At 59.2% G+C, this 22,439-nt stretch carries 19 protein-coding genes, 1 tRNA gene and 1 pseudogene; 10 read left to right on the top strand and 11 right to left on the bottom strand.

Annotation, left to right across the window (positions count from 1 at the left end):
• The 4 genes and pseudogenes from AB2L51_RS03670 to AB2L51_RS03685 all read right to left on the bottom strand — a co-directional run.
• Nucleotides 1-352, bottom strand: a pseudogene (locus AB2L51_RS03670) (hypothetical protein); the annotation flags it as partial.
• A 3-nt stretch (nucleotides 353-355) separates the two neighbouring features.
• Entirely contained in the window at nucleotides 356-1,093 is a 738-nt protein-coding gene (gene lptC, locus AB2L51_RS03675) for an LPS export ABC transporter periplasmic protein LptC (protein ID WP_395581078.1), read from the bottom strand.
• The gene (locus tag AB2L51_RS03680) at nucleotides 1,090-2,094 is read right to left on the bottom strand and encodes a KpsF/GutQ family sugar-phosphate isomerase (RefSeq protein ID WP_395581079.1); all 1,005 of its coding nucleotides are present in this window, start codon (nucleotides 2,092-2,094) and stop codon (nucleotides 1,090-1,092) included. The genes lptC and AB2L51_RS03680 overlap by 4 nt, the downstream gene beginning before the upstream one ends.
• A gap of 48 nt (nucleotides 2,095-2,142) precedes the next feature.
• On the bottom strand, nucleotides 2,143-2,802 hold the full coding sequence (locus AB2L51_RS03685) for a ribonuclease D (RefSeq protein ID WP_395581080.1): 660 nt from the start codon (nucleotides 2,800-2,802) through the stop codon (nucleotides 2,143-2,145).
• 201 nt (nucleotides 2,803-3,003) lie between these two features.
• Here AB2L51_RS03685 and rlmB point away from each other — a divergent pair, with 201 nt between their 5' ends.
• Nucleotides 3,004-3,822: a 23S rRNA (guanosine(2251)-2'-O)-methyltransferase RlmB gene (gene rlmB, locus AB2L51_RS03690; RefSeq protein WP_395581081.1), complete on the top strand. Its 819-nt coding sequence runs from the start codon at nucleotides 3,004-3,006 to the stop codon at nucleotides 3,820-3,822.
• On the opposite strand, the gene AB2L51_RS03695 is transcribed toward rlmB, so the two are convergent.
• Together AB2L51_RS03695 and AB2L51_RS03700 are read right to left on the bottom strand one after the other, a co-directional pair.
• Nucleotides 3,786-5,132, bottom strand: a complete 1,347-nt coding sequence (locus AB2L51_RS03695) for a purine-cytosine permease family protein (RefSeq protein WP_395581082.1) — start codon at nucleotides 5,130-5,132, stop codon at nucleotides 3,786-3,788. The two genes, rlmB and AB2L51_RS03695, sit on opposite strands and share 37 nt — an antisense overlap.
• A 43-nt stretch (nucleotides 5,133-5,175) precedes the next feature.
• The gene (locus AB2L51_RS03700) at nucleotides 5,176-5,994 is read right to left on the bottom strand and encodes an SDR family NAD(P)-dependent oxidoreductase (protein WP_395581083.1); all 819 of its coding nucleotides are present in this window, start codon (nucleotides 5,992-5,994) and stop codon (nucleotides 5,176-5,178) included.
• 110 nt (nucleotides 5,995-6,104) lie between these two features.
• On the opposite strand from AB2L51_RS03700, the gene gmk reads away from it, so the two are divergent.
• Together gmk and AB2L51_RS03710 are read left to right on the top strand one after the other, a co-directional pair.
• Nucleotides 6,105-6,755, top strand: a complete 651-nt coding sequence (gene gmk, locus AB2L51_RS03705; RefSeq protein ID WP_395581084.1) for a guanylate kinase — start codon at nucleotides 6,105-6,107, stop codon at nucleotides 6,753-6,755.
• A gap of 62 nt (nucleotides 6,756-6,817) precedes the next feature.
• A complete protein-coding gene (locus AB2L51_RS03710) occupies nucleotides 6,818-8,314 on the top strand; it encodes a replicative DNA helicase (RefSeq protein WP_395581085.1) in 1,497 nt (498 codons plus the stop codon).
• Nucleotides 8,315-8,456: 142 nt separating this feature from the next.
• On the opposite strand, the gene AB2L51_RS03715 is transcribed toward AB2L51_RS03710, so the two are convergent.
• The 4 genes from AB2L51_RS03715 to AB2L51_RS03730 form a co-directional block, all read right to left on the bottom strand.
• A complete protein-coding gene (locus AB2L51_RS03715) occupies nucleotides 8,457-10,880 on the bottom strand; it encodes a DUF3772 domain-containing protein (protein ID WP_395581235.1) in 2,424 nt (807 codons plus the stop codon).
• Between the two features lie 357 nt (nucleotides 10,881-11,237).
• Nucleotides 11,238-11,381, bottom strand: a complete 144-nt coding sequence (locus tag AB2L51_RS03720) for a hypothetical protein (protein ID WP_166110940.1) — start codon at nucleotides 11,379-11,381, stop codon at nucleotides 11,238-11,240.
• 88 nt (nucleotides 11,382-11,469) lie between these two features.
• The gene (locus AB2L51_RS03725; protein ID WP_395581236.1) at nucleotides 11,470-12,258 is read right to left on the bottom strand and encodes an ABC transporter ATP-binding protein; all 789 of its coding nucleotides are present in this window, start codon (nucleotides 12,256-12,258) and stop codon (nucleotides 11,470-11,472) included.
• 11 nt (nucleotides 12,259-12,269) lie between these two features.
• Nucleotides 12,270-13,055 (bottom strand): MlaE family ABC transporter permease, encoded by a 786-nt coding sequence (locus tag AB2L51_RS03730; RefSeq protein ID WP_395581086.1) that lies wholly within the window; start codon nucleotides 13,053-13,055, stop codon nucleotides 12,270-12,272.
• On the opposite strand from AB2L51_RS03730, the gene AB2L51_RS03735 reads away from it, so the two are divergent.
• From AB2L51_RS03735 to AB2L51_RS03755, 5 genes are all read left to right on the top strand, one after another.
• Nucleotides 13,054-13,218, top strand: coding sequence for a hypothetical protein (locus AB2L51_RS03735; protein WP_395581087.1), 165 nt, complete (start codon nucleotides 13,054-13,056; stop codon nucleotides 13,216-13,218). The two genes, AB2L51_RS03730 and AB2L51_RS03735, sit on opposite strands and share 2 nt — an antisense overlap.
• A gap of 60 nt (nucleotides 13,219-13,278) precedes the next feature.
• Complete coding sequence (gene radA, locus AB2L51_RS03740; RefSeq protein ID WP_395581088.1) at nucleotides 13,279-14,670, top strand: DNA repair protein RadA; 1,392 nt, start codon at nucleotides 13,279-13,281, stop codon at nucleotides 14,668-14,670.
• A gap of 57 nt (nucleotides 14,671-14,727) precedes the next feature.
• Nucleotides 14,728-14,801: transfer RNA gene (locus AB2L51_RS03745), tRNA-Gly, on the top strand.
• A 618-nt stretch (nucleotides 14,802-15,419) separates the two neighbouring features.
• A complete protein-coding gene (locus AB2L51_RS03750) occupies nucleotides 15,420-16,907 on the top strand; it encodes a hypothetical protein (RefSeq protein WP_395581237.1) in 1,488 nt (495 codons plus the stop codon).
• A gap of 69 nt (nucleotides 16,908-16,976) precedes the next feature.
• Complete coding sequence (locus AB2L51_RS03755; protein WP_395581089.1) at nucleotides 16,977-18,347, top strand: amino acid permease; 1,371 nt, start codon at nucleotides 16,977-16,979, stop codon at nucleotides 18,345-18,347.
• Nucleotides 18,348-18,616: 269 nt separating this feature from the next.
• Here AB2L51_RS03755 and AB2L51_RS03760 read toward each other — a convergent pair whose 3' ends face one another.
• Nucleotides 18,617-20,674, bottom strand: coding sequence for a TonB-dependent receptor plug domain-containing protein (locus AB2L51_RS03760; RefSeq protein ID WP_395581090.1), 2,058 nt, complete (start codon nucleotides 20,672-20,674; stop codon nucleotides 18,617-18,619).
• A gap of 261 nt (nucleotides 20,675-20,935) precedes the next feature.
• On the opposite strand from AB2L51_RS03760, the gene AB2L51_RS03765 reads away from it, so the two are divergent.
• Nucleotides 20,936-21,493: a hypothetical protein gene (locus tag AB2L51_RS03765; RefSeq protein WP_395581091.1), complete on the top strand. Its 558-nt coding sequence runs from the start codon at nucleotides 20,936-20,938 to the stop codon at nucleotides 21,491-21,493.
• The gene (locus AB2L51_RS03770; RefSeq protein ID WP_395581092.1) at nucleotides 21,490-22,395 is read left to right on the top strand and encodes a cytochrome-c peroxidase; all 906 of its coding nucleotides are present in this window, start codon (nucleotides 21,490-21,492) and stop codon (nucleotides 22,393-22,395) included. Before AB2L51_RS03765 ends, AB2L51_RS03770 begins: the two co-directional genes overlap by 4 nt.
• The last annotated feature ends 44 nt before the right edge of the window (nucleotides 22,396-22,439 follow it).

Raw genomic sequence — 22,439 nt, forward strand, 5'->3', positions numbered from 1 at the left:
CGGGGGTGGGGTGGCCCGGCTGGACGGCAGGTGGGGGAGCGGCCTGTTCGGTGGTCGTGGCACCTGCGGGCTGCTTCTTGCGGTAATAGGCAATCAGCTTGTCAGCCGTGACCGTGGCGTTGTTCCGTACGGCTTTGGCCTGATCATAGGCGACCACTTTTTTAAGGTTCTGGTCCCAGTCAAACCCGCCCAGAGCCGTTACCGCAATCTGCCCACCATGTGACAGGTCAATCGCCTGCGCCAGTGCCGCACCATGCCAGAGCATGCTGCCTGCGGGCAGGCTGGCCAGCAGGCAGCAGCGCGCAAAGGAACGTATGGCGGAGGAAGGGGAGGGCGAGGCTTGTGTTGTCATGCTTCAGGATGCCTTTTTGCCAGTCCTGGCATCGTTCTGGCGGTCATCATTAAGGATCAGGCGGCCGGGGCCACGGAACTGGGCCAGACCATCGTGCTGGCTGAGCAGGAAGCCATGTGCATCCAGAGAGCCGAACGGACCTTCTGCCCGGACCCATGAATCAGAGGTGATAATACCGGTCTTGATGTCAATATCGGCAAGGGGAGTATGCATCATCAGGCCATCATTGCGGTACAGGGTGACTTCTCCGGTCAGGTCAAGAATCTGTGCGTGCTGCATGTAAACGCCTTTTTCCGATCGGACCATAAGCCAGTCCCCTCCCTGTGTCAGAATGTCGGCCACCGGGTTGTTCAGATCCAGCCTGTTGCTGGGTGCCTGATGCACCGTATCCGCCGTGATCGTGAACGGGCGGTTGTATTCATCCACGCCACGGTAGGTGGCCCCGACAAGGTTGCCGCTTTCTATCTTGACCTTGCTTAACTCGCGCATGGTGGTCTGATTGGCGCTTATCAGGCGCTCCACTTCAGGCCAGACGGCAATGGCGGACAAAAGCAGCAGAGCCGTGGCGGGCAGCAGCCATTTGGCCCAGCGCAGCATGGTGCGCCTGCGCGCCAGCGTGGCGGCATCTGGCACCTTGCGCCTGATGGACGACGTCGCAAGACGCTCGCGCTGCTGCTGTATATTCACGCCCGAGCGGGCGTAGTCCTCACGCTCGGGGCGTTTGCCGGGGGTGTCCGTCATCCAACGCCTGCCCGGACCAGATCATGCAGATGCACAACCCCAATGGGCTGGCCTGCGGGGTTAAGAACAAAAAGGGCGGTAACGGGCCGCTCACGCGCATTCATGACCTGCAACGCCTCGGAGGCAAGCACATCCGGGTTTATGGTGAGCGGGCGTGGATTCATAATGTTTTGTGCCAGTGTGGTTGTAAGGTCATGGTCCAGCGCGCGACGCAGGTCACCATCCGTGATCAGCCCCGCCAGTTCCCCATTCTGCCCCACAATGCCAACGCAGCCTAGCGCCTTGTGTGTCATTTCCATAATGACATCCCGCATGGGCGTGTCAGGCGCGGTCAGTGGCATGGCGTTGCCTGTGTGCATGACCTCGCGCACCGTGCGCAGGCGTGCGCCCAGCCTGCCACCGGGGTGGAAGGCTCCAAATTCGGTTGCGGTAAAGCCCCTCTGCCGCAGCAGGGCCACGGCCAGTGCATCGCCAAAGGCAAGCTGCATGAGCGTGCTGGTGGTGGGGGCCAGTCCCATGGGGCAGGCTTCTGGCATGGCGGGCAGGGTCAGGGCCAGTGTGGCTGTTGTAGCCAGAGTGGAGGTGGCCTTGCTGGTTACGGCCAGTAAAGGCTGGCCGGTGCGCAGGGCATGGGCGGCAATATCGGCCAGTTCCGTGGTTTCCCCCGAATTGGAAAAAGCCAGAATGGCGTCTGCTGGCAACACCATGCCCAGATCCCCGTGCGAGGCTTCGGCAGGGTGCACATAAAACGAGGGCGTGCCAGTGGAGGCCAGTGTTGCCTGTATCTTGCGCGCAACATGGCCAGACTTGCCAATGCCCGTAACCGCCACTCGGCCGGTAATGCCCAGCAGAACAGCCACAGCCTGAGCAAATGCCCCCCCAAGGCCGGAGGGGTCTTCCAGCGCAAGGGCCAGTGCGTTCAGCCCGGCCTGCTCCATGCGCACGGTGGCCGCGGCGTCCATGCCGGGTGTGGGGTGTGGGGTGTGGGCGGGGGGTGTCATGGGTGTCAGGTCGGTCCGGTGGCAAAGGGGTGCCAGATACGCTGTTGCTCAGGCGCGGTGGGAGAAAATATCCGGGTCTTCGTAACCCATCATGTCCAGCCGGGCGCGCGTGGGCAGAAAATCATAGCATGCCTGCGCCAGATCGCGCCTGTTTTCACGCTCCAGCAGGGCGTCGAGCTTGTGCCACAGCGCGTGCAGGTACAGCACGTCCGAGGCGGCATAGGCCAGTTGCTCGGGTTTGAGTTCTGGCGCGCCCCAGTCCGAGCTTTGCTGCTGTTTGCTCAGGTCCACGCCCAGCAGGTCCCGGCACAGGGCGGCCAGCCCGTGGCGGTCCGTAAAGGTGCGGACCAGCCGGGCCGCAATTTTGGTACACACAACGGGGCTGACCGTAATACCCAGCGCATGTTGCAGAATGCGCACATCAAACCGTGCGAAATGCATGATTTTGGTAAGCGTCGGGTCTGCCAGAACGCGCTTCAGGTTGGGGCAGTCATACCCCGTTCCACCAAGGGAGGACGGCATAAGCTGGACCAGATGGGCCGTGCCATCCCCGCTGGAAAGCTGGACAAGGCAGAGCCGGTCCCGGTACGGGTTCAGGCCCATTGTCTCCGTATCCACGGCAATGGAGCCGGTAAAGCGCAGGCCATCGGGCAGATCGTTTTTATACAGGGTAATGGCGCCCGCACATGGGCCCTGAGCTGCGGACATGGGGCGCTCCCGTTCTGCTGTTGTGTCTAGGCTGCTTTGCTTCAGACGGATTACAGCCGCAGGGGGGGAATGTCCATTCCCTGCGGCACTCGGACATGCGACAGACAAAGATAACCCCCGCGCCGTTGCAGGGATAGGCGGAGACCCCGCTCATGCGCTAGGGGAGAGGCAGAGTGACTCCAACCTGGAACCGTATCGTCCATGCAGAACCCCCGCAAAGCCGCACGCCCCGCACGCCGTTCCCGTTCATCCGCCCATGGTGGCGGTGGGCGCGATGGTACGGCCCCGGCGGGCAAGTGCTGGCTGTTTGGCACACATGCCGTGGCGGCGGCTCTGGCCAACCCGCGCAGGGTGTACGAGCGCCTGCTGGTGACCGAGGCCGAACACCCGGTGCTCGAAGAAGCCGCCCGTGCAGGTGGGCGGGGCTTGCAGGTCAACCCCGAACTGGTGCAGCGCGCGCGGCTGGACGATCTGCTGGGGCCGGAGGCGGTGCATCAGGGTGTGGCCATGCTGGCGCAGATTCTGCCTTCGCTCTCGCTGGAGGATGCGCTGGAACGTCCCGGCCCCGTGCTGGTGCTTGATCAGGTCACAGACCCGCGCAATGTTGGCGCCATACTGCGCTCTGCCGCAGCCTTTGGGGCGGCCTGCATTGTGGTGCAGGACCGCAATGCCCCGGAGGAAACCGCCGTGCTGGCCAAGGCCGCATCCGGCGCACTGGAAACCGTGCCTTTTGTGCGCGAGGTCAACCTCTCCCGCGCAATAGAAATGCTGCAAAAGGCGGGCTGCTGGACGGTGGGGCTGGATGCCGGCGGCACAATTCTCAACGGTGCCGGGTTTGACGGGCGGCGCGTAGCCCTTGTGCTGGGGGCCGAAGGGCGCGGCCTGCGCCGCCTGACGCGTGAAAGCTGTGATGAAATTGCCGGGCTGTACATGCCCGGTGAGATGGAAAGCCTGAATGTGTCTGTTGCGGCAGCACTCGGACTTTACGAGCTGGTGCGGCGCGGCATGCCTGCCGCATAACAGCCAGCGGCGACAAAAAACCCGACGTAATACCCAATATCGGCCCCACCCAGCCAGCGGGCAATGGGGCCGGTGTACAGGCTGCTGGTGGAAAACAGGCCAATGGTCAGGGCAGTGGTTATGGCAAATATGCTGGCACCCCGCGTCCATCCGCTTGGGGTAGGCCTTGGGGCGTGGTCTGTGCAGTACCAGTCCGCCAGCACAATGCCGATCCACGGCGCAATCCAGTACATGGTGACCATCAGGTAGTCGGTGTAGAGCGTTGTGTACCGCCCTGCACCGGCTACAGCCAGCACGTAACCCAGTGTGGCTGTCAGTATGGCTGCGGCAATACGGGGCACATGCACCCCGGCGGAAATAAGGCTGTAGCTTGCCGTGTTGTCATTGAACGAATTGCCGGTAATGGAAGACAGCGCAATAGCCGCCAGCGCAAACGTGCCCAGTGGGCCAAGGGTATGCAGGAGCGATGCAATAACCGCTGTGGGCGAGGCATCCGCCACACTACTGGCTGAGATCAGGCCCAGAATCTGGAATGGAATGGCCGAAGCCAGCAACCCGGCCAGCGCAAGCCACACCACTTTTTTGGGGTTGGCGCTGGCAGGCAGGTAGCGCGTATAATCCGAAGAATAGGACGCCCATGACAGGTTGAAGCTGACCAGAACCCCCACAGCCAGCAGGAATGTGCTCACGCTGACGGGGTGATGACTACCAAGTGGCGCCTGCCCACGCATGGCAAACACAATGCCAATTAACGCAAAGGCCAGCAGCAGGAACGCGCCAAGATATTTCTGCAAGGTCTGCACCACATGATGGCCGTAAATGGAGGCCAGCATCTGCACCCCGGCCAGCACGCCAAGGGCCGCCCAGAACGGGGCGTGTATGCCGCCTGCCAGAAGCAGTGCAATCAGGGCGGTTGCGGCGGGGACGTTGTTCACCGCGTCCCACCCCACGCAGTAAATCCAGTTCAGGAACGCAGGCAGGCGCAGGCCCATCTGCCCCAGCGCACGGCGTGATGCCTCCATTTGCGTCAGCCCGGTTACAGGGCCAATGGCTGCGGCCAGTGCCACGGGCAGCGCGCCAATCAGGTTGCCCAGTAGTACGGCGGCAACGCCTGTTTTAAAATCCAGCCCCATGCTGACCAGCAGCGCCCCCGTAACCCAGCCGCCCAGACCCAGATTGGGAGCAAAATGGCTCCAGAACACGCGGTCCATTCGCATGGTTTTCAGGTGTTCGGGCACTGGTTCGCGCACGGCGGCGGCGGACATGTCCTCCATTAAGGCATGTGTGCGCAGGCGGGTATCCTGCGTCATGTCAGAGGTTTTTTCTGCATTGGGCTGGGGGCTGGGGCTGGGGTCAACTCAGGTCGGGTTCGGGCATGCTGCCGGGAGCTCCGGAAGGCTGGTTGTTATAGTAGGCTTCTGCCAGTGTGATGGGCAACAGGTCCATAAGGCGTGAGCCCGCCGCCAGCCAGAGTGGGAAGGTAATACGCCGCTCATTGCGGGCAAGCCCGCGCAGAATGCGGCGGCATGCGCTGTTAACATCGGTCAAGCCGGGCATGGGGAACGCGTTGTGCGCCACCATGGGCGTGTCCAGAAAACCGCAGACAACCGAGCTGAGCAGAATACCCGCCTTTTTGGCGTTGCCCCCGGTTGCCACCATAAACCGGTCCACCGCCGCCTTGGCCGCACTGTAAGATGGCGTACCGGGGAAGGAGACAAGCCCCGCTACGGAGGAAATGGCGCAGATGCGCCCGCGCAGGCCATCTGCGGCGCGGGGCTGGCCTTGCATCAGCTCCAGTGCGGGGAGCACGGTATTGAGCACGCCGGTCAGGTCGGTTGCAAAAATCCGGCGGATCTGGGCCTGTGGTTCGGTAGCCGCACTATCCGGGCCTGTGGGCCTGCGCGTGCCACCGGTAATGCCCGCACAGGCCAGAACCATGTCTACCCCACCTGTGCCATGAACCCATTGCGCCATGGCTGCGGTATCTGTGACATCGCATATATTCAGGTGTACGGCAGCGCCACGGCTTATGCAGTGCCGTGCCGTTTCTTCCAGCCGTGCCGTGTTGCGCCCTCCCAGCCAGAGCGTGCGGCCGGGGCGGGCCAGAGTCTGGGCCAGTGCGCGCCCCAGACCAGAGGATGCGCCGGTTATGAGAACAGTATTGTGTTGCATGGCAAGGTCCGCCTTCCTTGTGGCATAGAGCGCGGTGGCGCAGCATGGCCGCTTCTGGCATGAAGAGGCAAGAGTGTAAGTTTGAACAGGCAGGGTGTAAAAAGAGCAACATGGCGCACAATGGAACGGCTCATCCGGGTCAGGCAACGCGGCGGGGCGTATGCCTTGTTATTTCCGCTCCTTCGGGTGCTGGCAAGTCAACGATTGCCAATGCACTGCGTGCGTCGGACACAAGACTGAAGCATTCCGTGTCCGTGACCACGCGCCAGCCCCGACCGGGGGAAAAAGAGGGTGTGCATTACTATTTTCGGACCATGGAGCAGTTTGAGGCGATGGCGCAGGCGGGTGAACTGCTGGAATGGGCCATTGTGTTCGGCCGGGGCTACGGCACTCCCCGTGCTCCGGTGGAGCAGGCCCTTGCCGCAGGCCATGACATGGTGTTCGACATAGACTGGCAGGGACACCGGCAGATACGCGAGGCCCTGCCGGGGGATGTGATCGGTCTGTTTGTGCTCCCGCCTTCTCTGGAGGAACTGGAGCGCCGTCTCAAGGGCCGCGGTTCCGACCATCCGGATGAAATTGCCCGGCGTATGGCTGCCGCGCGGGATGAAATTTCACACTGGCAGGAGTTTGATAATGTTATCATCAACACAGAGCTGGACCGGGCCGTGGCCGAGGCGCGCTCCGTGCTGGTGGCGGGCCGCCTGCTTACGCGCAGGCAGACCGGACTTGCCGATTTTGTGGCAACCTTTGGTGCCTGAAATACCTGCTTGCCCTGCGCCATATGCCAGACCCGCACCCGTAACAGGCCATTAATGTGAGCATGACAACACAGACCGACAAACCAAAGGAAGATGGCCTGCTGGGGCTGACCCTGCGCCAGCCCCCGGCCAATATCGAGGCCGAGCAGGCGCTGCTGGGCGCGTTGCTGACCAATAACCGGGCGTATGACCGGGTATCCGACTTTCTGGCCGGTGAGCATTTTGCCAATCGTGTGAACGGGCTGTTATATGCCGCTATTGCTCGCAGGATAGAAAACGGGCAGCTGGCCGACCCGGTTACCATGCGCGCGGAGCTGGAAAACTCCGGCATGCTCGATAACGTGGGCGGCATGGCCTATCTGGCCAAACTGCTGACTTCCATGGTCGGGATTATCAACGCCGGGGATTACGGGCGCGCCATCCATGATGCGTGGATCCGCCGCCAGTTGATTGAGATTGGCGAAAATGTTGTTAACAGCGCCTTTGGGGCAACGGGGGACCTGTCCGGCCCTGACCAAATTGAGGCAGGGGAAGAAGCCCTGTTCAAACTGGCGACCGAAAAAGGCAAGGAGGGCGATTTTGTCGCCTTCAACAAGGCCCTCACAGGCGCGATCAATGTGGCGGCCCTTGCTTTCCAGAGCGAAGGGCACGTCACGGGCCTGACATCTGGCCTGCGGGATCTGGATAAAAAGACCGGTGGTCTGCATCCGTCCGATCTGCTTATTCTGGCAGGGCGTCCGGCTATGGGTAAAACGGCGCTGGCGACCAAGATAGCCTTTTCCGCCGCGCGGTCCCTGATGGACGACGCGGAGGAAAAAGGGGGCAAACCCAATGGGTCAGTGGCCATTTTCTCGCTCGAAATGTCGGCCGAGCAGCTTGCGACACGTATTTTGTCCGAACAGGCCGAGGTATCGGGCGAGCGTATCCGCCGGGGTGATATCGGGCAAAAGGAGTTTGACCGGTTTGTGCGGGTCAGCCACGAGCTTTCCCGCCTGCCACTGCTGATTGATGATACGCCAGCCATTTCGCTCTCGGCCATGCGTACACGCTGCCGCCGCCTCAAGCGCACGCAGGGGCTGAGCCTGATCGTGGTGGATTACCTCCAGCTCATGCGCCCCTCCGTTGGTACCCGCCCCGAAAGCCGCGTGCTCGAAATTTCCATGATCACGCAGGGCCTCAAGGCCATTGCCAAGGAACTGGAAGTGCCGGTTATTGCGTTGTCCCAGCTCTCCCGTCAGGTGGAAAGCCGCGAGGACAAGCGGCCAATGCTGTCCGACTTGCGTGAATCCGGCTCCATTGAGCAGGACGCCGATGCGGTGATGTTCGTCTATCGTGACGAATATTACCTGCAACAGCGTATGCCCAAGGAAACAGCCTATGATTCCATGGACAAATACGCAGTGGCCATGGACGAATGGCAGCGCAAGATGGGGCTGGTCCATAACAAGGCCGAACTGATTCTGGAAAAACAGCGTCATGGGCCAACAGGCACCATCAACCTGTTCTTCGAAGGCGAATACACACGCTTTGCCGATCTGGATAATATTCACGAGCAGTAATGCCCGCCCCGTCTGGCAGGTGTGATCTGCGCGTAAAAAAGCCCGGCTCCCATAATGGGGCCGGGCTTTTTGCTGTGCGGTGCAGGTAAAAAATCCGGCTCTGTGGGGAGTGTGCGTCACAGAGCCGGGTATGGGCTGGCGTTTAGGGTGCGCGTACGGTCTGGCGGAATGTGACGGGGATCTCGTTTTCCTGAAAAGCCTGCCAGATTGCAAACAGCGCGCTGCTGCGGGCAGTTTTTATTTCCACCCCCTCGCGTGCTTTGGCTGAGCCGGTTAGCACGGCCGAGCCGTCGGCAACCGATGTCATGCTTACGGTCGGGGGGCTGTCCGGGTCGGTATCGGCACAAGCGCTCAGGGTGGCAATAACCACGCTGCTGGCCTTGTTCAGGTCCGAGGCAAAGGGCAGGTCCAGTTCCACGGTAAACACACCGGGCTTTTGTGCCCGTGTGGCATTTTTAACCGCCGATGTAATGAACTGCGAGTTCGGGACAATCATGGTGGATTTGTCATCCAGCCTTATGTCCGTGGAGCGTACGCTAATGCGCTCCACCTTGCCGGTAACCCCTGCAATGGTCACCACATCCCCAACAGATACAGGGCGTTCGGCCATAAGGATAATGCCCGATACAAAGTTCTGCACAATGGATTGCAGGCCAAAACCAATCCCTACCGACAGGGCGCTGACAACCCATGTCATGCTTTTGACCGTAACCCCAAGGGCTGCAAACATGGCCAGCCCGATCAGGATCCACGCAGCATATCCCAGTATGCTCAGGATGGAGGCCTGCGCGCCTATGTCCAGATTGGTGGCAGGGAAAAACCTTTGCTGGAACCACGATTTAACCATTTTGATGGCCTGGTACCCCACCAGAGGCAAGGCAATGCACAGCAGAATGGCATCGAGCGAGACGGAGGACGTATTGCTGTCTTCCGTGCCGTGGAACAGGGCGTAAAGCTGCTGCCATATCTGGGGTGGGTCAAAATTGGCGCCCGATGTGGCTACGGCATAGGCTACAGCCAGTAGCAGCACGTTGATCAGGCCGGGGATAAGAATACTGGCCTGATTGATCAGGCGTGGTGGCAGCCCCAGTTCCACCAGATGGCGGCCCAGCGGGGCGCGGGAGGCAAACAGTGCGCCCCCAATGGCGGTTGTGAGCATGGACAGCAGCAAGAGCGTGGTCATGCTCAGCGCCATGACACTCACCCACGAGATCAGGGTGTAGGCGAGGGGAATATAACCCGAAAGTACCGCAATCCAGCAGATGATGGAAATGCCCATGGCCATGCTGCGCAGGAACTGTGCGAGTGGCGCGGTCTGCTCCGTTATGCCCGGTTCGGCATCTTCCTCCTGATCCTGTAAGGCTGTCAGGCGCAGCTTGCGCGGAATGGCAAACAGGAGAGGGCTGACCGCAAGGGTATAAAGCCCGTCCATAAGCTGCACACTCAGTAGGGAAAGTCCGCTCTGCGTATCCACATACCGTAGGATGCCCCGCACGATCATGGCAATGGCCAACCATGCGGGGAACAGGCGCAGGCTGCGGGCCAGATCGTCTGACATGTTGAAAACACGCCATTCCGCCTTGCTGCTTAAAAAGCAGAACCCAAGCTCAAGCACCAACCCGCACAACGGGGCCTGTGTGGCGACCATGCTGGCAAGCTGGACCAGATCATCCCCCACGCCGGGGTTGTCAAACGCCAGCGTGTTCCAGAAAACCTGAAAGGAAATACCACAGGCCAGCACGCTTATCGCCCCGCACAGAACCGTTGCGGCAATGGGGCGCACGCGGCCTGTGGGCAAAAAACGGCTACAGAGCAGGCGCACGGGCCTGCGTGCGTTCAGCCACCCCACCAGCAGCAGGATGGATGCGCACAGGCCTGCCAGTGTTATAAAAACCCGTTTGCCAGTCAGGGCTGTTGCCAGCATGGCAAGGGTTTCGGCCCCAAGTGCGTTCAGCCTGCGGCCATCCTGTGGCGCAGTTTGCACGAACTGCGACCAGAAGTTGACACCAAGCGGGGAGGGCATCTGCTGCCACAGCGTGGCCTGCTGGATGGCGCTGTCATGCTGGCGCAGTTCATTCACAAGCTGCTGCGCCTCGACCTGATAAAGCCTGAGCCGGGTCATACGGGCGGAAATATCTTTTTGCCGCCGGTTCAGGCTTGCGCGCTGCTCGGTAATGGATGCGGCTTCGGGCGGGTCATCCTTGCCGGGGGGCTTGCCCAGAATATCCACAAAGTTCTGGTAGATGTCCTGATACGGTTTGATCCGCGCCAGCAATCTGTCTGTCCGGGTGGAAACAGCGGTTGCACGCTGGAGCAGTGTGCTCAGGTCCAGCGCGCTGTGCCCTGCCTGCCGTTCCATGACACCACTTGTGTAGATCGAGCGGATTTCCACCCCGATTTCATCAAGCGTTTTGTCAGAAACAATATCCTGCGCGCCCATGATCAGGGGCGTGAGCGTACTGTCTGCCGCTACGGGCTGATCGGTATTCTGCGCGCCTGCTGGAAGGGACAGGCCAGAGAGGGAAAAGAGGAAGAGCGAAAGTAAAAAAACTACGCGGACAGGCATACGAAGCATCAGGCAACCTTGCGCCGTGGGGAGGAAACATTACGGCTTGGAACGATCAGGGCGGATAACAGGTTGCATGCCGCCATGGCGCAAAGCCGGAGCGCTTTATACCATGGCCGGATTAATGTGAGAAAAGTTTATCTTTTTTGGAAACAGTCCGACCGCAAGCGCCATACTGTAAAGCGCACTGGCATTACCAGCCTGCCATTGCGCGACCTGCGCCCGATGGCACGAAGGGCACCCACGCCATGCCGCCAGTCGCCACGGGTGCATGGTGCATATACCTACATGCGCCCGGATAGACTGCCCGGGTAACCCTGTGTTGTGCCCGGTGGGTTGCCTGTGCGGGTTAGCGGGTTAGTTGTCGCTGCTGCTCAGGTGGTCGTGATAGCCCAAGGGCTCCCACTGTGCGGGTTTGGTCAGTTGGCGCGGAGGGTGGTGGAACATTCCACAGGCGGAAAGTCCAAGCGCGCATGCCAGCAACAGAACCGCACGTTTCATTATGTGTCTTTCTCCACAGAAGGATATGAATGTCTCTATCTCATTCCCGCCTGCCATGGGCAAGGTAATTAGACGGCCGTTAAAATCGTTATCGTCTTAATTCCATCGTAATCGGGCCTTCGCGGCGACCGTGGGTAAACTGGTCCACGTAATCGTTGCCGCTCTGCATGAGCGATGCCGCAGCCCCCTGCCAGACCAGTTTACCCTTGTAGAGCATGGCGGCTTCATCCCCGATCCGCTGGGCGGAGGCCATGTCATGCGTAATGGCAATGGCGGTGGAGCCGAGTTTTTTAACGCAATCCACAATCAGCCCGTCAATGACCGCGCCCATAATCGGGTCCAGCCCGGTTGTGGGTTCATCAAAAAACAGAATGTTGGGCTGGGCAGCAATGGCGCGTGCCAGCCCGACACGCTTTTGCATGCCGCCAGACAGTTCGGAAGGGAACAGGTCCCCCACGGAAGGGGCCAGCCCCACCTGCTCCAGAATGGCCCCGGCCTTGTCGCGCGCGTTGGCACGGGTCAGCTTGTTGAGGGCGAGCAGGCCAAAAGTCACGTTTTCCCATACGGGCAGGCTGTCAAACAGCGCGCCGTTCTGGAACAGCATGCCAATTTCGCTACGGAGCTGGTCGCGTCGCCTGGCGGAGGCTGCCAGTACGTCCTCGCCATCAATTTCAATACTGCCCGAATCCGGGGTCATCAGGCCCAGAATGCAGCGGAGCAGAACGGACTTGCCAGAGCCTGAGCCGCCAATAATGACAAACGACGTTCCCTGCGGCACATCGAGCGAAATGCCATCGAGCACCTTTTTATCCCCGAAGGATTTGTGCAGGTCCCGAATACGGATTTTGGGGGGAGCACTGGTCATGCTCTGGTCCATGGCTGCGGCACTCATTGTGAGAAAAACAGGTCTGTAATCAGGTAGTCAAAGGCCAGCAGCAGAATGGACGCCACCACAACGGCCGATGTGGTGGCAGAGCCGACACCCTCGGCCCCGCCCTTGCTGTTATAGCCATAATAGCAGCCCATGAGCGTGATCAGGAACCCGAACAGCCCGGCCTTAATCAGCCCTACCGTTACGTCTATGGTCTTAACCGCGTTAAGCGTTGCCGTAATATAGGCTGTGGGAGAAAACCCGAGCTTGACCACGGAAACCGTAAAGCCACCAGCCACACCCAGTACGTCCGCCACCAGAACCAGCAGGGGCAGGGCGATCATGCCCGCCAGCAGGCGTGGGGCGACCAGATACTTCATGGGGTTGGTGGAGAGTGTGCTCAGCGCATCAATCTGGTCGGTCACGCGCATGGTGCCGATCTGGGCGGCCATGGCGGCCCCCACGCGGCCAGCCACCATAAGGCCAGCCAGCACGGGCCCAAGCTCGCGGGTTACGGCCAGCACCACAATACCGGCTATGGCGCTCTGAGCATGGTACTGTGCAAAGCCCGTATAGGATTGCAGCGCAATAACCCCGCCCGAGAACAGAGCGGTCAGAGCCACAACCGGCAGAGAGAAAAACCCGGTTTCCAGAAACGTGCGTACAAACACGCGCCCGTAGAACGGTGGCCGCAGAATGTGGGACAGCCCCGCCACTGCAAAGAGCGCCAGAGCGCCCGCGCTGCGGACAAGCGAGAGTGTGGCGCGGCCTGTGCGGGCCACAAGATCAAGCACCATATCCATGGGTTCGGGCTGTCTGTTCCTGTTGTGTGTGGTCTGGGTCTGCTGTGGTGTGAGCCGTAACCCGTTCGGGTCGGGTTCGTCAAAGCATGGTTTTGTTTTGTCGGCCCGGAGGCGTCTGGCCCGTAATGGTGTGGGGTGGGATTATACCTGTACCGGGGCTTGAGTTTGTTCTTGTTTTATTCCATTTATAACGCTCCAGCAGGGCAGGAACAGGGGAGTCTTCGTGGCCAAAAAAACGTCCCGCCAGTACGTGTGCAGAGCGTGCGGCGCTGTTCACGCCAAGTGGGCAGGCCAGTGTGATGCCTGCCAGGAATGGAATACGCTGGAAGAAATGGCCGTGGAGCCTCTGGCGGCCTCCTCGGCCTCATCCCGCGCAGGCAAGGGGCGGCGTGTGCAGTTGCACGGGCTGGGGGGCAAGGTTGAACTGCCTCCGCGCACGGGCACGGGGATTGCGGAGCTGGACCGGGTGCTGGGTGGGGGGCTGGTTCCGGCTTCTGTGGTTCTGGTCGGGGGGGACCCGGGTATTGGCAAATCCACCCTGCTGTTGCAGGCGGCCAGCCGTCTGGCGGGTAAGGGGGAGCGGGTTCTCTACATTTCGGGGGAAGAGGCGGTGGACCAGATCCGCCTGCGCGCCATCCGTCTGGGGGTTGTGGAATCCAGTCTGGACCTGGCAGCCTCCATTAACGTTGCGGATATTGTGGCAACGCTTGAGGCCGAGCCGGACGTTAAGGTGGTGGTGATCGATTCCATCCAGACCATGTGGCTGGAAACGGTGGATAGCGCGCCCGGAACAGTCTCGCAGGTGCGAGCGTGCGCGTTTGAGCTGATCAGGGCTGCCAAGCGCCGGGGTTTCAGCCTTATTCTGGTCGGGCATGTGACCAAGGAGGGGGCACTGGCTGGCCCGCGTGTGCTGGAGCACATGGTGGATGCGGTCATGTATTTTGAAGGCGACCGGGGCCACCAGTTCCGTATTCTGCGCGCTGCCAAAAACCGTTACGGCGCTACGGATGAGATTGGCGTCTTCGCCATGACAGACCGTGGGCTGGAAGAGGTCAGTAACCCGTCTGCCCTGTTTCTGGCCGAGCGGCGGGGTAATATTGCTGGTTCCGCCGTGTTTGCAGGGCTGGAAGGGTCGCGCCCTGTGCTGCTGGAGGTGCAGGCGCTACTCTCCCCCAAAGGGGGGGATGGCGCGCCCCGCCGTGCCGTGGTGGGGTGGGATAGCGGGCGTCTGGCCATGCTGCTGGCGGTGCTGGAAACACGCTGTGGGCTCAAACTGTCCGGCATGGATGTTTACCTCAACGTGGCAGGCGGGCTCAGGGTGGTTGAGCCTGCGGCGGATCTGGCTGTGGCGGCAGCTCTGGTTTCTGCTGCCAGTGGTGTGCCCACAAGCCCCGGTGCCGTGTATTTTGGAGAGGTCGGGCTGTCGGGGGAGGTCAGGCAGGTGCCGCAGGCGGATGCGCGGCTCAAGGAGGCCGCCAAGCTGGGCTTTACACAGGCCGTTCTGCCACGCCGCATAGCACGGGGGAGCGCACGTTCCCGTCCGCCTGAAGGCATGAGTCTGCTTGAACTGGGCCATATTTCCGATCTGGTTGGCCCGGATGCGGAGGCGGAATAATATCCGTATGGCATTGCAAGTCGTGTTGGAGCGCGCTATAAGCCGCCCACGCGCCATGCGGATGTAGTTCAATGGTAGAACGGCAGCTTCCCAAGCTGCATACGGGGGTTCGATTCCCCTCATCCGCTCCATGCGTGTTTTTCCCTTCTAATCATTGATAAAAATGTTTCCAGCTCACGCCAGACCTGCTGCCGGGCATGTTAGGCTTGGAAGAGCTGTGTGCCTGCATTTTACGCGCAATAAGCGGGGAGGGCGGCCCGCGCTTTATGTATCCATTAGAACATATTGGGCTGCCCTGGTTAACAGGGGCTGAATTTATTGCCGTATATATTATTTCGGTATCGGTATATTGAGGTTATTTTTCATTATAAATCGTAAAAGAAACGATATAAAATTTCACCATTACTTGTATCCATGTAGCTGCGATTTCAATAATACATAAATACTGGGTTGGTGTATTTTTTCTTATATCATCTTGAACATATTATAGGATAATGCAATCATTATATGCCATTGCTTTGTCCGGGTTATGGGTGCGCGGGTTCTATAGCTTATTTTCAAGGGGAGTGCTTCTGGGCGTGACTGGTCTGCTGCAAAGACCCAAAAATCATATTGGTCTGTTCTGTTATGCTTTTGGTCATGCTGCGGTCCATCATCCTGCTGGCAGGGGGCGCGTGTGTTCTGCCCGGGGAGTGGAAGCCGCGCTTTCGGGCGCACTCAGGTTTGGCTTCTGTTCCCTGCTGCTCTGCATGCTGGGTGAGATCGTACCCGCTCAGGCGGAGCAGACACTTGTCTCGGTCAGCGGTGTAACCATCCAGAGCGGGCTGGATATTGGGGGTTCCGCGTTCCATCTGCCGCACATCAATTTTGGCGGTGGCTCCTATGCTCCCCGGGCATCGGGTGGGTACACACGCCATGCCAACACAACTTACGGCGAACTGTATGGCAAACCCATGCTTAAAGGGGAATGGAAGACCGACTGGGGGTTTGACATCATAGGCAGTGCCTCAGCTATTGGTGCAACGACCCTTGGGGATGGGGACGCCGAGCAGGTCTCGCAAACATCAGGCACGCCCCGCTCGGTCTATCTGGAAGAGGCTTATGCCGGGGTAAGGGTGCCGGTGCGTCTGGCGGGTGGGCATCAGGTCTTTACCGTTCAGGGCGGGCGTCAGGCTTTTGCGGTGGATGACGGATTTTTGATCGGCAAGGGCACCTATAGCTCGGGCGAGCGGGGGGCGTGGTGGTATGCGCCACGTTTTGCTTTTTCCGGCCCCGGTGTGATCAAGCTGGAAGGCGACCCCATCCGCGCCGATGTGTTCATGCTTGAGAGCAATTCGGATAACGATATTGATCGGGGCTTTGACCGGCCCAAAACCAGCTTTGTCGGGTTTGACGTGACATGGTTCGCCAACAAGGCTGGCGGGCATGGGGCATCGGTTTATGCTGACCGCGCCGCCTATGTGACGCTCACCTATTTTCATGTGCGCGATGCCGATACATCCGCCCATTATGATTATTCAACCCGCGCGGACCGGAATGGCATGAACGTGGCCGCCCTGAGCTGGGGAGGCACGGTACTGCCGGTCAAGGCCCTCGGTATTTCCAGAAACTTTACGGTCTATGGGAATTTTGTTTCGGAGCAGAACAGCCATCCGGGCAATGGGTATCAGGGGGTTTCGGCTTACGGAATGTATTTTGAGCCGGGTTATACGTTTTCCATGCTGCCATGGACCCCGCATGTTTTTTACCGTTACACCCGCTTTGGTGGTGGCAAAAATGCCAAGGGGGGCGTCAAGCACAACTACGATACGTTCTTTTTGTATGACGGTAAGCGTTACACCTATGGCGGTTACTGGCCGGGCGAAATTGTGGGCATGTATCTGGCCCCCCTGTCCGATCTGGAGGACCACCAGATTGACCTGACAGTGACACCCCCCGTGCACCTGATCCGCTCCGGTGATCAGGTCAAGCTCGGTCTGCATTTTTATGATCTGTCGCTTATCCATGTCACGGGCATGGGGCTCAAAAACACGGGCCGCCACGTGTCGGACGAGCTTGATGCCTCGGTTGAATACACGCTGGACGAAAACACATCCGCTGCTCTGGCTGGCGGAGCGGCTTTTGCCGGACCGGCAGGGCGCGCCCTGTCTAAAGCCGGGGTGCCGGGGGGGCAGCCCATGCCCAGAATTGGCCACCATGCCGGAGTGGTCGAGGCATATTTCTACAAGCATTTTTAAGGGACGTTTCCCAGTTTATTTCTCTTGAGTTATGAACGCATCAAACCAACAAGAACAAAGGACCTCTCCATGGCTGAGCAGACTATCAGGCGCGCCGTTAAACCTGCCACCGGGCTACGGAGCCGCCACATCGCCATGATCGCGCTGGGCGGGACCATTGGTGCTGGCCTGTTTGTGGGGAGCGGGGCCGCAATTCAGGCTACTGGTCCGGCGGTTCTGCTGGCTTTTGTCATGGTCGGGTTTCTGGTCATTCTGGTCATGCGCATGCTGGGCGAGATGGTGGTGGCGGACCCCGGCCGTGGTTCATTTGTGGAATATATCCGCGCCGCACACGGGGACAGGCTCGGCTTTACCTCGGGCTGGCTTTACTGGTTTTTCTGGGTCGTGGTGCTGGGGAGCGAGGCCATAGCCGGAGCAATCTTGATTCAGGACTGGATTCACCTGCCGATATGGGTGTTGTCCATCGGGCTGATCGTGCTGCTTAAGCTGGTCAACTTTGCTGCACCACGCGTGTTTGGGGAATGCGAGTTCTGGCTTTCCGCAGTCAAGGTGTTCAGCATTCTGGCTTTTGTGGCTGTTGGCGGGCTGTATGTGATGCATGTTTTTGGCCCCGGCGTACCGGCATGGCATAACCTTGTGGGGCATGGTGGCCTTATGCCGCATGGTATTGTGGCGGTGCTGTCCATTATTCCCACCATTCTGTTCACCATGATGGGGTCGGAAATCGCAACGGTTGCTGCAGGCGAATCTCCCGAGCCGGACAAGAACGTGGCGCGGGTCACCCGCAGCCTTGGCACGCGTGTAACCCTGTTCTATCTGGCCTCTGTTGCCATGATCCTGCTTGTTGTGCCGTGGAGCAGCATTGTGGCCGGGCGCTCCCCTTTTGTAACCGCCATGGATACAATGGGCATTCCCGGTGCGGGCATGATGATGCGCATTGTGGTGCTGAGCGCCATTCTCTCCTGCCTTAACTCCGCCATGTATATTACCTCGCGCGTGCTGACCGAACTGGCCGCACAGGGCGATGCCCCGGCGTTCCTGACCCGTCGCTCCGTCAGTTCCGCGCCAAGGCTTGCCATTACGGTCAGCAGCATTGCAGGTACTCTGGTGGCGTTTTCTTCCATTCTGGCGCCACAGACCATTTTTGCCTTTCTGCTGAGCTGTAGTGGTGGGGTTATCCTGCTGATCTACAGCCTGATTGTGACAGCTTACATCACCACCCGTTTTGCAGCCCGCCGGAATGGGACGGAAAAAGGGAATTACACGCTGTTCCTGTTCCCGCTGTGCAATTATGCAACCCTTGCCGGTGTGGTGCTGGTGTTTGTTGCCATGCTGATCAACCCCGAGGAGCGTATGACCGCTCTGGCAACGCTGGGGACGTCGGTGGTCTGCTACGCTCTGGCATCCTACTTTGCCATGCAGAACAAACAGGCCGCCTGATTTTCAACCCTACCCTGTAAACCGGAAAGGCCCGTCATGACTGGCGGGCTTTTCCGGTTTTGGCCACTCCGGGCTTATGAGCCTACGGCCTAAACACGTAAAACACTATCACAGATAAAGAGTGATAAAAGTTTTTGATGAAGACTTTTTAAAAAAGGTTCAGCAAACAGTGCTTTTTTGGAAAAGCTCAACACTCAAAAACTTTTATCTGTTGAGAGAATATTTCAGGGGTGAACTGCTGAAAACAGCCTCTGGTCCATGATGCAGTTTTACCCGGAAATGCGCATGTTGACAAAAAAGTTGCGCCCTTGTGACGGAAAGCCATCCGCCATCTCATAATTCTGGTCCATAAGGTTGGACGCATTAACGCCCACCTGAACATTGGGCGTAATCCTGTAGTCAATACGCGCGGCAATATTGACGTTGTGCCCTGTACGAAAATAAGCCGTCCCTGCTGAGTTTGTTGTCCATCTGTTGGAATTTATGGCAACATTGGGCACCAGACGCAAACCCTTGACGGGTTCCCACTGCACATAGGCAAAAGCCTTGTGGCTGGGTACGTCCGTGACCTGATAGATGCTGCTGACAGGGTCATGCACATTTTGATGAATATAGGTGTAGTTGCCCCCCAAAAGCAGGTTCCGCCGGATGGGAACGGAAATGGATATTTCCGCCCCGGCATAATTGCCAGAACTGATGTTGCGGCTCTGGGTTACGGCTACGCCCTCATAAAGTGTTGGAAAATTGGCTATAAGATCCGTAAGGTGTGAATAAAACAGGGCGCCTGCGACATCAATTTTTCCAAAACTGTGAGAACCGCCAAGCTCGTAGTTCTGGGCGCGCTCGGGGCGTAGTCCGGGGTTGGACGTAGCCCCCCCAAAACGGGTGCTGAACCGCTCGAACAAAGTGGGAAAACGCACACGGTCGGAAACGCTGATATGCAGTTCGGACGCGGGGTCTGGCCGCCAACTCAGCCGGGCCTGCCCGTTGGGGGCGCCACGGTTGCGGGTAGGATAGTTTATAATGCCGTTGGAGTACCCCTGTGCGCGGTCAAGGGCGCGCCATTCGTAACTGAAACCAGTGCTCAGGTCGAGGTTGGGCAGGATACGGAAAATATTTTCCGCCGCAATACTATAGCTTTCCTCCACGGAGGAAACCTGGGACTGCCAGCCGCCCCCCGGATAAACCTGTTCCTGTTCCTTATGCTCGTCCCGGCGACCATAAAAGGCCACACCAAGCGTGTCCTTGCGGGAGAGTTCGGCATCCAGGCGGACATCCCCACCCCATGCGGTATCGTTGTAGTAACTGTTGAAAGCCTTGGGTTTTGTCTGGGTGTTCAGGTTGGCGTTATCAAAGCTTCTCAACAGGTTGTAGAACGTATTGCGATAAAGTTTTGACCGCAGCGTCAGGCGGTCGGACAGCCGCGTTCTGGAAGTGAGGGAGAGGCTGTCCAGATCCCACGCGGGCCATGTCCAGTCCTTTTGGATACTGACAGAGTCCTTGACATCAAAAGGCGCGCGTTTCTGACCCTCCTGTCGCGTGTAGTTGACAGTATATTCATCCGTGGAGTTGGGCGTATAACCTGCCTTGACGTTCACGCGCCAGTCCTGCGAGTCAGACAGCAGACGCTTGCCCTTGCCCTGCGTGGGGGTTGCGACAAAGTTGGACGACAGGTCCGTCTGCTCCACGTCATTCATGGAAAAGCTGGCCTGTGCGTACCACTTGTCGTGTTTTGTCCCGACCATGCCAAAAATATTATAGCCACCATATCCGCCGTCATGGCCCAGCATGGTGCCGCCTCTGAGTTCCCCTTCAATAACCTTGTGCGGCTTGCGCGTTACCAGGTTGACCATCCCGCCCATTGCATCCGGGCCGTCAAGCACGGAGGCATAACCTTTGGCAACCTGAAGTTCGGCAATATCGGGTGTCAGAAAGCGCCCGTAATCAAGGCGGTTGTCGGCTGGCAGATAAATACGGATACCATCCACCAGCAGCGGCACCTGAAAACGGTTGAAGCCACGCACCATGAGCGTGGCTTCGTTACGTGGTCCTCCGGCATTGGCGGCGTTGACGCCGGGAATAAGGTTGGCGGCCTGATCAAGCGTTGTCTTGTTGAAAACATAGATGGATTCGGCTGAAAGGGAGTTACTCCCCACAAGCCCATGCTGGTGGGCGGTGCCATAGACGGTAATTTCACCCGGGCCATAAATGTTGGCGGTGTTGGGGTCGGCTTTTGTGCTGCTGTAGACGGATTTGCCCGGTGTCAGCGCATCATAGGCGCTGTCCTCACGCGCGGGGGCGGGGGCTGCCGTGCCAGACGGGCTCATGCTCCTTGTCACGGAGGTGTTTTGGGAGGCGGCCACAGTACGCATCGGGATGTTCGCTGTAGTTTTTACAGATGTGCTTAATGCCTTTTGCGGACTGGGAGTTACCGTTCCAGCCGCTGTGGCCGGGGTCTGGGCGTAGGTGGTTGTGGCGTAAAGCAGCGTGGAAAAGGCAGCAAATGGAATATGGGGTTTCATAACGTATCCATTCATGTCTATATATCATGGAATATATTTCTCTTGCGTTATAGGGAATGGACTCAAGTGATTACAAGTGCAAAACGAAAAACCTTTGCAACCGCTCTGGTAGCGGGTCTGTTTGTTGTTCTTGCTCCCCCCGCGCGCTCGGCGGATACGCCCCACGCGCATGCGCAGAACACATGCGAAGCCGGAAAAACCGTTCTGCCCGCCGAGTTGCAGGGCTGGACCTCCCCCACCACAGGAACCGCCCTTGCGAATACAACCGACCTGAATGCGGTGGTCCTGACACCGGGAAAAGCCTTTCGCGCCGCATTGCACCACACCGGGGATGTCACATACGCACTGCGTCCGAACGAACCGGGCGGAAAAGTCAGTTGGGGGGGCATGGTGGCGTTTGACGCCCCGGCAGCGGGGACATACCGCGTCATGCTCGGAGTGCGCGCATGGCTGGATGTGGTGCATGACGGCAAGGCTCTGGACTCCGTTCACCACCAGCATGGCCCGGCCTGTAGCGGCATCGGTAAAATGGTGGACTTCTCCCTTCCCGCAGGACGTTCGGTCATCCAGTTGAGCGGAAGCGGAAAGCCCGAAGCCGAAATTATGGTGATCTCCATTCCATGATGCAGCGGTGGCGGCGGTGGGTCCGAGCGCTGGCCCTGTGTTGCGCTGGCGTAAGTCTGCTTGGTTCGGGCGGAACTTTTTCGGAGCAGGACGCTCGTGTGCAGCTTGGACGCCGCCTCTTTTACGACGCGGACCTGTCAGCCGATGGCAGCATGTCGTGCGCGACATGCCACGAGCAGCGCCATGCCTTCGCGGATGGAAACGCAACACATCCAGGCGTGACGGAGGAGGCCGGGATCAGGAACGTGCCCTCATTGGGCAATGTCGGGTCTTTTACAACCCTGACGTGGATCGACCAGCATATTTCCCGTCTGGAAACACAGTTTTTTGTCCCGGTCATGGGGCATACCCCGGTCGAGATGGGCATGCCTGACCGGGCCACACTGGTAGGGCGTATTGCGGACGATACCTGTTACCGCAAACTTTTTGCGCGGGGCTTTGCGCGCGAGGGCGGGCGGATTACCCCGCAAACCATTGCACAAGCCGTGGCCGCGTTTGAGCGGCAACTGGTCTCGCGCAACAGCCGGTGGGACCAGCAGCAGCGGGGCGAGATAAAGCTGAACAGTCAGGAACAGCGCGGGCAGAAACTGTTTTTCGGGCAGGGCGCCTGTTCTACCTGCCATGCGGGCCTGCTGTTCACAGACCAGAAATTTCATGCATTTGGGACGGATACAAAAACCCTGATCAGAACTCCCTCCTTGCGGAATGTTGCCGTTACCGCACCATATTGGCACAACGGGTCGGCACCAACCCTGCATGACGCGCTGGTGGCGCACACGGGTCTGTCTCCCCTTCCCCCTGAAGACGAAGCTGCGGTCGAGGCTTTTCTGGCCACGTTGACGGACAGGACTTTCCTTTCCAACCCCGCACTGGGCCTGCCACCTGAAAAATGCCCGCTGTAGCGGGGGGAAGGTAAAAGTTTTGGTGAAGCTTTTTCCATAAAGCT

The sequence above is a fragment of the Acetobacter fabarum genome, from assembly GCF_040702925.2.
In the GTDB taxonomy this organism is placed as follows: Bacteria; Pseudomonadota; Alphaproteobacteria; order Acetobacterales; family Acetobacteraceae; genus Acetobacter; species Acetobacter fabarum_B.